The following is an 11,820-nucleotide window of genomic DNA, read 5'->3' as shown; positions in this document are numbered from 1 at the left end:
CGCCCGGTGGCAGCCGGGCAGGGCTTCGTAAGGCGGGCAGCGGCCCTGGCTGATCTACCGAATTCGCATCCCTATCCGAAAGGAAGCGGCGATTTACTGATCGCTACCGATACCATGTATGCAAATGCTGTGCAGGCACATACTGCGGCGAGCAGGCGCTGTCCGTTATCGCGGGCGACCCTTAGGGTGGCGGCGCCGAAGAATATATAAAGCAACAGTCCGCCCATTTTGGCCTTCAGCCAGGGTTGCTCCAGTGGAAGCCACTGGTGCACGTACAGCAAAAAAAGCGCTGAAATCAGCAGGGCGGTGTCGAATATGTGGGGCAGGGTGCGCGCCGCCTTTCCACTGGCCCAGGCCTGGCCTGCAAACTGCCCGCCAGTCCGTAACAGGAAGCCGCTGAAAGACAGTACCGCGAGCGAGACGTGCAGTGTTTTGAGGGCAGTGTAAATCATCCGTCAGCCAGGTTTTGAACGGTTTGGCACTGGACAGCTCCGGGCTCCAGGCCATGATACATTGGCGCCCATTATACCCGTGTGGGAGCCTCTTGACAGAGAAGCGAAGCCTTCTCGCTTTCTTGTGCTCCAAGCTCCCCTTCGGTACCGGCCGTGCCATTCATTGCGGTGTGCCGGGCAGCGAGCCGTTGCAATGATACACTGGCAACAGTCTAGGCACCGGGACCCGCAGTCCGAGCGGTTTCCACGGGGTGAAGTGGAAACCGTGGCCGGAAAGGCCGCCAGGGTCACGTAGGAACATCGTTGGCTTCCCGACCCTGGAAAGGCGCTCAATGTGAAAAGATAGCTGTGGCCGCTGGTTTTATTACCTGCGCCTGTCCGTGACACGGAGCTGCCACTTCTGCTGCAATGACTGCTTGCCCGGGGAGTGGCTGTGGGCGATCGTTCGACGCTGAAAAACCCCACGGTGACGGAAGGTGGCATCGTGGTCCGCGCCTTTGCCTCTCTCGGCCGCGAACAGCTGTGCTTGACCGGTGGCGAGCCCTGCCTGTGCCGGGCCGGTGATTGATGCCGGAACCTCCTGGCAGGACGCACGGAGGACTCGTTGCGCACTGGCGCGACCTGTCCTTTGCCCTTCGGTGAGCCCCCTGTATGCGGAGAGGGTGACGGGCGGTCACAGGCCCGCAGGCAAGGTGGCTTTCCAGCTCGACTCCGGTGATATCAGTCTCAGCGTCGAGTGACCCGATCTGTAACAATCCCGGTGTCGGTAACAACTCTGATGGTGAATCGACGTGCGCAGTCACAAAGAACGTATCCGCTACAGTCGCCAGATCATGCTGCCGCAGATGGGTGAGGCGGCCCAGGAAAAGCTCACCGCCGCCAGGGTTATGGTGGTGGGGATGGGCGGCCTCGGTTGCCCGGCTGCGCTGTACCTCGCCGCGGCCGGCATCGGCGAGTTGCACCTGGTCGACGGCGATGAGGTGGAGCTTTCCAATCTCCAGCGCCAGGTGCTGTACAAGACCAATCACCTGCACAAACCGAAAGTACAGGTCGCCGCCCAGCAGCTGCAGGCCGCCAATCCGGGAATCCGGATCCATACTCACATGGCCATGGCCGATGAGGGCTGGCTGCTCGAGCGCCTGGCCGGATTCGACCTGGTGCTGGACTGCACCGACAACATGAGTATACGCCACGCGATCAACCGCACCTGCCGCGCACGGGGGGTGCCGGTGATCATGGCCTCGGTGCAGGGTTTCTCCGGCCAGCTGGTGAGCTTCGATTTCCGCCGGGCGGGATCACCTTGCTATGCATGCGTTTTCCCGGAGGCGGAGCGCGAGCCCGCGGGCAATTGCCAGACCAGCGGTGTGATCGGGCCCGCGCTCGGTGTAGTCGGCAGTGTACAGGCGCTCGAGGCCATCAAGCTGCTGGTCGGACTGCCGCTCGGCAGCCTGGATACCCTGCAGGTTTTCGAGGCGGAGCGCCTTGAATGGCGCAGCCTGGGACTGGGAAAGCAGCGCTGCGCGGAATGTGGCAAAGAGTCCGCCGCCAGTAGCCCGGATCTGCGGCGGCATGGAACCACCGCTGGCTGAGCTCCGGCCGGGCAGTCCGGCGCGTGATAATTTGCTTCCGGGGATTTGGTTCTATAATAGGAACCGGGGCGCACAAGGCAATGTGAAAATAAATGCCAGACAAGGGTTGACGCAACCGGGTCCGTTCCCTAGAATGCGCAGCCTCTTGAGCGGTTGGGGCAACCCACCGCAGGGAAGCCGGAAGTACCAGAGCCGGTTTCCTGAGAGTTGATGCGGGGTGGAGCAGCCTGGTAGCTCGTCGGGCTCATAACCCGAAGGTCGTAGGTTCAAATCCTGCCCCCGCTACCAAATTTGAAACGTTGGGTCTAGGCCCGGCGTTTCGCGTTTGAAGCCCCGGTCAGGGGCTTTTTCGTATCTGCAAGATACGGTTTCCGAATGGGCCGGAAGTAGGCGCCGCGGTTTGTCATTCGGACCGTGGTGCGGGCTTCCCAGCCCATTTTTTGTTTGTGGGGTACGTCGGTGTGCTCCACCTTAGTGGCGGCCCCCGGGCCGGGCTGGAAAGCAGCACCCGGCGGCCCGCCGAAGAGTGTGGTGATTAGAATGGCGACCAAGCGCGAACAGCTGGAAGAACTTCTGGGTCCGGTAGTGGCCTCGCTGGGCTGTGAGCTCTGGGGTATCGAATACCAGACCCACGGCCGCAATGCGTTGTTGCGGATTTATATCGATTCCGAGGATGGGATCGCGGTGGAAGACTGCGAAAAGGTCAGCCGCCAGGTCAGTGCCGTGATGGATGTGGAAGATCCCATCACTGGCAAGTACACCCTGGAGGTGTCCTCACCGGGAATGGATCGCCCGCTTTACCGCCTGGACCAGTACGAGCGTTTTGTCGGCGCCCAGATTGAGGTGCGCCTGCGCATGCCGCTGGAAGGGCAGCGCAAATGGCGCGGACTGCTCGCGGGCGTAGAGGGTGAGGAAGTTGTGCTGCGTGTCGACGGCGAGAACGAATACCTGTTGCCGATTGACAGCATCGAGCGGGCCAACATCATTCCCCAGTTTACCAAGTAACTTTTCAGTCATTTTTAGTAGGCGCCTGAGCGCAGGCGATGTTAGGGGCACAGCTGCATGAACAAAGAGATCTTGCTGGTAGCCGAGGCGGTTTCCAACGAAAAGGGCGTCGACCGGGATATTATTTTCCAGGCGATTGAGGTGGCCCTGGCAACCGCTACCAAAAAACGGTACGACGAGGATTCCACCATTGAGGTGATCATCGATCGCAGAACTGGCGACTATGAGACTTACCGCAGCTGGGAAGTCGTGGATGACGATACCCTGGCAGAGCTTGGAACCCAGTTCACGCTGGAGGAAGCACACGAAAAGGACCCGGAGCTCAAGGCCGGGGATGTGTACCGCGAGCAGGTGGAAAACGTGGAGTTCGGCCGGATTGCCGCGCAGACCGCCAAGCAGGTGATTGTGCAGAAGGTCCGTGAAGCTGAGCGCGCCAAGGTTGTGGAAGAGTACCGCGACCGGGTAGGCGAGCTGGTCAGCGGCACGGTCAAGAAAGTCACCCGCGACTTTATCGCTGTGGACCTGGGCAGTAATGCCGAGGCCCGCCTGCCGCGCGACCAGTTGGTGGGGCGCGAGATTTTCCGCCTCGGTGATCGGGTGCGTGCGATCCTGCTGGAAATCCAGCCGGAAGCCCGCGGCCCGCAGCTGATGCTGAGCCGTTCCTGCCCGGAGATGCTGATCGAGCTGTTCCGCATCGAGGTCCCGGAGATCGCTGAAGAGGTGATTGAAATCAAGGGTGCAGCCCGGGATCCCGGTCTGCGCGCCAAGATTGCGGTCAATACCAATGATGGCCGTATCGACCCCGTGGGTGCCTGTGTCGGCATGCGCGGTGCGCGTGTACAGGCGGTTTCCAACGAGCTTTCCGGTGAGCGTGTGGATATTGTCCTCTGGGACGAGAATCCGGCCCAGTTTGTGATCAATGCCATGGCCCCTGCCGAGATCGAGTCCATTGTGGTGGACGAGGATGCCGGCTCCATGGACGTGGCGGTGGCAGAGGAAAACCTGGCCATGGCCATTGGCCGCAGTGGCCAGAATGTACGCCTGGCCTCGGACCTGACCGAGTGGCAGATCAACGTGATGAGCGTTGAGGAGTGGCAGGCCAAGCAGGAAGCCGAGTCCGGCAGTATCATGGAAACCTTTATGGAACGCCTGGATATCGATGAAGATGTCGCCGGCGTGCTGGTGGAAGAAGGTTTCACCACCCTGGAAGAGGTGGCCTACGTGCCCATCGAGGAGATGCTGGGCATTGAAGGCTTCGACGAGGAAATCGCCGAGGAGCTGCGCGCCCGTGCCAAGGACGCATTGCTGACCCAGGCCCTGGCCTCCGAAGAGCAGCTGGACGCGGCCGAGCCGCAGGAAGACCTGCTGAACATGGATGGTATGGACCGCCAGCTGGCTTACCAGTTGGCGAGCCGTGGCATCGCCAGCATGGAAGACCTGGCCGAGCAGGCAGTGGACGACCTCCTTGACTTCGAGGGTGTCGACCAGGAGCGCGCTGCTGCGCTGATCATGAAGGCGCGTGAGCCCTGGTTTGCCGACGACAGCGGCGAGCAGGCGTAACAGCGCCAGACGGTAGTAGAATAGCCGGGTCCGTTTGGCGGGCCCTATGGAATGCTGTCATGTAACAATTGCGGGTAATTCAGATAGAACCCCTCCGACCAAGCGAATTTTAGGAGAGAGAATGGCCGAAGTAACAGTTAGCGAACTCGCGAAATCGGTTGGTGCCACCGAGGACCGTCTGCTGAAGCAGATGAAGGACGCGGGTTTGCCCCAGACCTCTGCCGACGCCGTGGTGTCGGATGAGGAAAAGCAGGTCCTGCTCAACTTCCTGAAAAGCAGTCACGGGGAGCAGAAGGCTTCTGCACCACGCAAGATTACCCTGAAGCGCAAGACCACCACCACGCTCAAAACCGGCTCTGGCACCGGCCGCAAGACCGTGAATGTGGAGGTGCGCAAGAAGCGTACTTATGTGAAACGCCCGGAGGCCGAGCAGGCCGCTGAGGCGGAACGTGAAGCCCAGCGGGCAGAGCTGGAGAAGGCACTGGCGGAGCAGGCGGAGCAGGAACGTGCGCGCGCCGAGCAGGCGGAGGCCGAAGCCGAGAAGGCCCGCATCGAAGCCGAGGAGGCGGCTGCAGCTGCAGCGGCCGAGCAGGAGGCGGCCGAGGCCGAGGCTCCTGCCGCCGAGGCCGAAGCTGAGCCCGAGCAGGCCGCGGAGCCCGCCGAGGAAAAGCCCCAGCCAGCAGAGGAAGCCAAGCCGGCCCCGGCCCGCTCGACGTACGTTGATGATATCGAGGCGATGCGTATTGCCGCGATGGAGCGTCGCAAGGAGCAGGCCGCGCGGGAAGCCGAGGAGCTTGAAGAGAAGAAGGCACGCGTCGAGGAGGAGCGCCAGCGCGCCGAGCAGGAAAAGCAGGAGCGCGAGCGCAAGGCCAAGACCGAAACGGTCAAGCCGTCCCTGCGTCGCAAGCTGGAGGCGACCCCCACCGTCACCGAGAAAGAGGAAGACGAGCCGCGCAAGCGCCGCGGTCGTCGCGGTGCCAAGGGTGGCCCGAAGAAGTCCAGCAAGACCGCGCTCTACGAGCAGGCACTGGAAGCGTTTGAGGATTCGGAAAGCGAGAAGCGCAGCACGCGCTCCCTGTCCCGCCCGACGCTCAAGATCAAGAACACACATGGGTTCAAGAAGCCCACGGGAAAACAGGTGTACGAAGTACAGTTAGGCGAAACCATCACCGTCGGCGAGCTGGCCAAGCAGTTGAACATGAAGGCCGGTGAACTTATCAAGCGCCTGATGAAGATGGGTGAGATGGTTACGATCAACCAGGCGCTGGACCGCGAGACCGCCACACTGATTGTTGAGGAGCTTGGCCACAAGGTGGTACTGCGCTCCGAGAACGAGCTCGAGGAGAGCCTGGTGGCCCAGGTCGAGCAGGTGAAGGGTGAGGAAGTCTCCCGTGCGCCAGTGGTGACCGTGATGGGCCACGTCGACCACGGCAAGACTTCCTTGCTGGACTATATCCGTAAGACCAAGGTGGCCTCCGGCGAGGCCGGTGGTATTACCCAGCATATCGGTGCCTACCGGGTGCAAACCAGCCAGGGCGAGGTCGCCTTCCTGGATACCCCGGGTCACGCCGCATTTACCGCGATGCGAGCCCGCGGCGCCCAGGCCACTGACGTGGTGATCCTGGTGGTTGCAGCGGACGACGGCGTCATGCCGCAGACCGAGGAGGCCATCCAGCACGCCAAGGCGGCGGGTGTTCCGCTTGTGGTTGCCATCAACAAGTGTGACAAGGAGGGGGCCGACCCCGACCGGGTCAAGAATGAACTGGCGGCCAAGGATGTGATTCCCGAGGACTGGGGTGGTGATACCCAGTTTATCGAGGTGTCCGCGCATACCGGCCAGGGCATCGACGACCTCCTGGAGGCAGTTTCCCTGCAGGCAGAGATGCTGGAACTCAAGGCCGAGGTAGGTGTGCCCGCCCGCGGCGTGGTGATCGAGTCGCGCCTGGAGAAGGGGCGTGGTGTCGTCGCTACCCTGCTGGTACAGAGCGGCGAGCTGAAGCGCGGTGACATTGTCCTCGCCGGCCAGAGCTACGGCCGGGTACGCGCCATGACCAACGAGCTGGGCAAGAGCGTGAAAGAGGCGGGCCCCTCCACCCCGGTGGAGCTGCTGGGTCTCGACAGTACACCCAATGCCGGTGACGAGTTCATGGTTGTTGCAGACGAGCGCAAGGCCCGCGAAGTGGCCGAGCAGCGTGCAGAGAAAGAGCGCCGCGAGCGTATGCAGCGCCAGCAGGCAGCCAAGCTTGAAAACATGTTTGCCGACATGGAAGCGGGGGAGAAAAAAGTCCTGCCGGTGGTCATCAAGGCTGACGTGCGCGGCTCTCTGGAAGCGATCCTGTCCGCACTGGCGGAAATCGGTAACGAGGAAGTTTCGGTCAACGTGGTATCCAGCGGCGTCGGCGGTATTGCCGAAAACGACGTCAACCTGGCGCTCACCTCTGGTGCGATCATTATCGGCTTTAACACCCGTGCCGACGTTGCGGCCCGCAAAGTGGCGGAGACCGAGAATGTGGAGATCCGTTACTACAGCGTGATCTACAATCTGCTGGACGAGGTCAAGCAGGCCCTGTCGGGGATGCTGGAGCCGGAAGTACGCGAAGAGATCGTTGGCATTGCCCAGGTGCGCGATGTCTTCCGTTCGCCCAAGTTCGGTGCTATTGCCGGTTGCATGGTCACCGAGGGTACGGTTTACCGCAACAAGCCGATCCGTGTCCTGCGGGATAACGTCGTGATCTACCAGGGCGAGCTGGAATCACTACGCCGCTTCAAGGACGACGTTCAGGAAGTCCGCAACGGTATGGAGTGTGGTATTGGCGTGAAAGACTACAATGACGTCAAGGCCGGCGACCAGATCGAGGTCTACGATATCGTCAAGGTTGCCCGCGAGCTCTAATGCCGTGGCAGTCGGGCTGCTACCCGCCTTTCGCCGGCCGGCAGCACCGATACGACTCCACCCTGTCATCCCGGCTGCTGCCGGGATGACGTTTTATGCCAGCCATTTTTACAGGTAACCAATGGCAAGAGAATTCCACCGCGCCGATCGAGTCGCTGACGCCATGCGTCGCGAGCTGGCGCAGCTGATCCAGCGTGAAGTGCGCGACCCGCGCCTGGGCATGGTAAATGTCAACGATGTAGAGGTAAGCCGTGACCTGGCGTCGGCCAAGGTCTTTGTCACCTTTGTCGGTGAGGACGACAGGAGCAAGATCAACACCTCCATGCAGGTGCTGAACAAGGCCGCGGGTTTCCTGCGCAGCCAGCTGGCCCGCGAAATCCAGATGCGGACAATCCCGCGGCTGCAGTTCCGCTATGACGAGACTTCCGTCCGCGGCCAGGAGTTGTCGGCATTGATCGAGAAGGCGGTAAAATCCGACCGCAGCCATCACGCCGATGACGGTGGCGATGACGAAGGGGACGGCAAAGAGTAATCATGGGCCGCAGACCAAAATGGGGCCGTGCGGTTAACGGCGTCCTGCTGCTGAACAAGCCTGCCGGAATCACCGCCAACGACGCTCTCCAGAAAGCCAAGCGACTGTTTTTTGCCAATCGTGCCGGGCATACCGGTGCGCTGGACCCGCTCGCCACCGGCGTGCTGCCAGTATGCTTTGGTGAAGCTACCAAGTTTTCCCAGTACCTGCTCGATGCCGATAAGCGCTACCGGAGCACCTTTGTTTTCGGGATGCGTACCGCCAGCGGTGATGCTGACGGCGAAGTGATTGCCACGGCAGACGCCTCAGGACTTACAGAGGCCGATGTGCGCGAGGCAATGGTGTCGTTCCGCGGCCGTATCCAGCAGGTGCCCTCGATGTACTCTGCCTTGAAGCACAAGGGGCAGCCCCTCTACAAGCTCGCCCGCCAGGGCGTGGAAGTGGAGCGTGAACCGCGAGAGGTGGAGATCTTCGAGTATGAGTTGCTCGCGTTCACTCCCGGTCCGCAACCCCGGGCCGAAGTGGAAATCCACTGCTCCAAGGGCACCTATGTCCGCAGCCTGGCGGAGGATCTGGGAGAGGCCCTGGACGTGGGTGCTTACGTGGAGAAGCTGCATCGCAGCGCCGCCGGCCCCTTCGATGAGGCCGATGCCCTGACCCTGGATGAGCTGGCCGAAGAGCGCGGTGAAGGCCGCGCCGAAGAGCTCGACCACCACCTGCTGCCGGTTGATGCGCCCGCTTCCGGGCTACCCAGTCTCACGCTGCCGGAGAACACCGGCTACTATGTGCGCCAGGGACAACCTGTCATGGACCTGCAGGTCTACCGTATCGGCCAAGAAGGTGATATGGTGCGCCTCTTCCTGGAAACTGGCGAATTTCTGGGCGTTGGAGAGATTACCGACGACGGGTGCGTGGCACCGCGTCGACTGGTAAGTGGCAAGTAGCCACAAAACCGACTAGCTGGTCTGTAAATATGCACGGGCCAGCCGAATCATCAAAGCATATTACGACGAGGTATTTCGTTATGGCACTGTCAGCCGAAGAAAAAACCGCAATCCTGAAAGAGCACGGCCAATCCGAAGGCGATACCGGTTCCCCGGAAGTCCAGGTGGCCCTGCTGACCGCCAACATCAACAAGCTTCAGTCTCATTTTTCTGAGCACAAGCAGGATCACCACTCCCGTCGTGGCCTGATCCGCATGGTAAACCAGCGCCGCAAGCTGCTGGACTACCTGAAGAAGAAGGATCTGAGCCGTTACGCACAGCTGATCGCCAAGCTCGGCCTGCGTCGCTAAGACCCTGGAATGCCCGCCACCTGGCGGGCATTCTTTTTTTACCCTCTTGCTGGAGGGAGACATTTTTGTCACCTTTCAACAGTCGCGTTGGGAAGCCTGGCCTGCAAGAATGACTGGCTGGGCTTTTCAGCGTTTTACCGGCCCCAGGCCGGTAGCGCGGCGCAAGCTGTGCCGCAGTGTCCGAGGCTCGATGGCAATATTCGAGCCACATGTAGGGGTTACTGGAATGGGCCAGTAACCGACAGGAAATAGGAAAAAAACGTGAATCCAGTAAGCAAGACATTCCAGTACGGACAACACCAGGTCACCATCGAGACCGGCCGCGTTGCGCGCCAGGCTACCGGTGCGGCGCTGGTCACCATGGGTGAGACCGTGGTGCTGTGTACCGTGGTAGGTGCCAAGGAAGCCAAGCCGGACCAGGCTTTCTTCCCGCTGTCCGTGCACTACCAGGAAAAGGCCTATGCGGCCGGCAAGATTCCCGGTGGCTTCTTCAAGCGTGAAGGCCGCCCGTCCGAAAAAGAGACCCTCACATCCCGCCTGATCGACCGCCCGATCCGTCCGCTGTTCCCGAACGGCTTCATGAACGAAGTCCAGGTGATGATCACCGTCCTGTCCGCCGAGAAGGACGTGGATCCGGATATCGCCGGTATGATTGGTACCTCTGCGGCACTGTCCGTATCAGGCATCCCCTTCGGTGGCCCGATTGGTGCCGCGCGCGTGGGTTATACCCAGGAAGACGGTTACCTGCTGAACCCGGGCTATAAGGCCCTGGCCGCTTCAGAGCTGGATATGGTAGTTGCCGGTACCAAGGACGCCGTGCTGATGGTCGAGTCCGAGGCGAAAGAGCTTCCGGAAGACATCATGCTGGGCGCAGTGCTCTTTGCTCACCAGGAGATGCAGGCCATCATCAAGGTCTGCGAGGAGCTGAAGGCCGAGGCCGGCAAGCCCGAGTGGGACTGGCAGCCCGAGCCGGAGAACACCGAGCTGAAAGCCGCCCTGGAAAGCCAGTTTGGCGAAAAAGTGGCCGAGGCCTACCGCATTACCGACAAGCAGGCCCGTACCACCCGCCTGGGCGAGCTGCGCAACGAAGCCGCCGAAACCCTGGCTACCGAAGAGGTGGACGAGGGCACGGTGAAGAGCTACTTCGGCAAGCTTGAGAAAAAGACTGTCCGCGGTGCCGTGGTACGTGGCGAGCCCCGGATCGACGGCCGTGACACCAAGACTGTGCGCCCGATCAGCGTCGAGGTGGGCGTCCTGCCCAAGGGCCATGGCTCGGCCCTGTTCACCCGCGGTGAAACCCAGGCCCTGGTGGTCTCCACCCTCGGTGCGACCCGCGATGCGCAGATCATCGACGCGCTGGAAGGTGAGCGCAAAGACTACTTCATGCTGCATTACAACTTCCCGCCCTATTCCGTAGGTGAGGCGGGTCGTGTCGGCGCTACCGGTCGCCGCGAGATCGGCCATGGCCGACTGGCGCGCCGCGGTATTGCCGCAGTACTGCCGAACCCGGAAGAGTTCCCCTACACCCTGCGTGTGGTTTCCGAGATCACCGAATCCAACGGCTCCAGCTCCATGGCTTCCGTATGTGGCTCCAGCCTGGCACTGATGGACGCCGGTGTACCGCTGAAGGCACCGGTGGCCGGTATCGCCATGGGCCTGGTGAAGGAAGACGAGGGCTACGCGGTACTGACCGATATCCTCGGTGACGAGGACCACCTCGGTGACATGGACTTCAAGGTGGCCGGTACCGCTTCCGGCGTGACTGCCCTCCAGATGGACATCAAGATCGAGGGCATTACCGAAGAGATCATGGAGACCGCCCTGGAACAGGCTCTGCACGCGCGCCTGCACATCCTCGCGGAAATGAACAAGGTGATTGGCGAATCCCGTGCAACCGTGAACGAGAATGCGCCGCGCTACGCGACCCTGAAGATCCACCCGGACAAGATCCGTGACGTGATCGGCAAGGGCGGTGCCACCATCCGCTCCATCACCGAGGAAACCGGTGCCTCCATCGATATCGAGGACGACGGTTCCGTGAAGGTGTTCGGTGAAGATGGCGAGAGCCTGGAAGCGGCGGTGACCCGCATCGAGGAAATCACCGCGGAAGCCGAGATCGGTGCTATCTACGAAGGTACCGTGGTACGGATCGTGGACTTCGGCGCTTTCGTCAACTTCCTGCCGGGTAAGGACGGTCTGGTGCATATCTCCCAGATCGCTGAAGAGCGCGTCAACGCGGTCACCGACTACCTGAGCGAAGGCCAGAAGGTATTCGTCAAGGTACTGGACGTGGACCAGCGCGGCCGTATCAAGCTGTCCATCAAGGAAGCAAATGCGGATCGTGCCGAAGCGGAAGGTTCTGCTTCAGAAGAGGGCTGATGCCCAGCCCTGAGCATTGAGCGGTGCGGCCCCGGCCGCCACCGTCGAGCGAAACCCCGGCCAGGCCATGGTCGGGGTTTTTTAATGCCTGTCGATTTTCAGCGTCTGCCTGATTG

General features: G+C 61.4%; 10 protein-coding genes and 1 tRNA gene. 10 read left to right on the top strand and 1 reads right to left on the bottom strand.

All coding sequences use genetic code 11. The features are described 5' to 3' along the window. Positions 1-71 precede the first annotated feature (71 nt). A complete protein-coding gene (locus LVD11_RS01450) occupies positions 72-452 on the bottom strand; it encodes a SirB2 family protein (protein WP_237055228.1) in 381 nt (126 codons plus the stop codon). Between the two features lie 433 nt (positions 453-885). On the opposite strand from LVD11_RS01450, the gene LVD11_RS16870 reads away from it, so the two are divergent. The 10 genes from LVD11_RS16870 to pnp all read left to right on the top strand — a co-directional run bounded on the left by LVD11_RS16870 (position 886) and on the right by pnp (position 11,704). Continuing rightward, entirely contained in the window at positions 886-1,020 is a 135-nt protein-coding gene (locus LVD11_RS16870; RefSeq protein ID WP_255775192.1) for a hypothetical protein, read from the top strand. 223 nt (positions 1,021-1,243) lie between these two features. Then, positions 1,244-2,041: a HesA/MoeB/ThiF family protein gene (locus LVD11_RS01445; protein WP_237055226.1), complete on the top strand. Its 798-nt coding sequence runs from the start codon at positions 1,244-1,246 to the stop codon at positions 2,039-2,041. A 211-nt stretch (positions 2,042-2,252) separates the two neighbouring features. After that, positions 2,253-2,329 (top strand) — tRNA-Met (locus LVD11_RS01440). Positions 2,330-2,581: 252 nt separating this feature from the next. Further along, positions 2,582-3,046: a ribosome maturation factor RimP gene (gene rimP, locus LVD11_RS01435; RefSeq protein ID WP_237055224.1), complete on the top strand. Its 465-nt coding sequence runs from the start codon at positions 2,582-2,584 to the stop codon at positions 3,044-3,046. Positions 3,047-3,103: 57 nt separating this feature from the next. Beyond that, positions 3,104-4,606, top strand: a complete 1,503-nt coding sequence (gene nusA / locus LVD11_RS01430; protein WP_237055222.1) for a transcription termination factor NusA — start codon at positions 3,104-3,106, stop codon at positions 4,604-4,606. A gap of 121 nt (positions 4,607-4,727) precedes the next feature. Beyond that, the gene (infB, locus tag LVD11_RS01425) at positions 4,728-7,499 is read left to right on the top strand and encodes a translation initiation factor IF-2 (protein ID WP_237055221.1); all 2,772 of its coding nucleotides are present in this window, start codon (positions 4,728-4,730) and stop codon (positions 7,497-7,499) included. A gap of 121 nt (positions 7,500-7,620) precedes the next feature. Beyond that, a complete protein-coding gene (gene rbfA / locus LVD11_RS01420) occupies positions 7,621-8,031 on the top strand; it encodes a 30S ribosome-binding factor RbfA (RefSeq protein ID WP_237055219.1) in 411 nt (136 codons plus the stop codon). Positions 8,032-8,033: 2 nt separating this feature from the next. Next, positions 8,034-8,975: a tRNA pseudouridine(55) synthase TruB gene (gene truB, locus LVD11_RS01415; RefSeq protein WP_237055217.1), complete on the top strand. Its 942-nt coding sequence runs from the start codon at positions 8,034-8,036 to the stop codon at positions 8,973-8,975. A gap of 80 nt (positions 8,976-9,055) precedes the next feature. After that, the gene (gene rpsO / locus LVD11_RS01410) at positions 9,056-9,325 is read left to right on the top strand and encodes a 30S ribosomal protein S15 (protein WP_237055215.1); all 270 of its coding nucleotides are present in this window, start codon (positions 9,056-9,058) and stop codon (positions 9,323-9,325) included. Between the two features lie 261 nt (positions 9,326-9,586). Then, on the top strand, positions 9,587-11,704 hold the full coding sequence (pnp, locus tag LVD11_RS01405; RefSeq protein ID WP_237055213.1) for a polyribonucleotide nucleotidyltransferase: 2,118 nt from the start codon (positions 9,587-9,589) through the stop codon (positions 11,702-11,704). The last annotated feature ends 116 nt before the right edge of the window (positions 11,705-11,820 follow it).

Origin of the sequence: Microbulbifer sediminum, from assembly GCF_021729035.1 — a bacterium.
Lineage (GTDB): Bacteria > Pseudomonadota > Gammaproteobacteria > Pseudomonadales > Cellvibrionaceae > Microbulbifer > Microbulbifer sediminum.
Note: the sequence above shows the minus strand (reverse complement) of the source record. Positions and strands in the feature narration are given on the sequence as shown.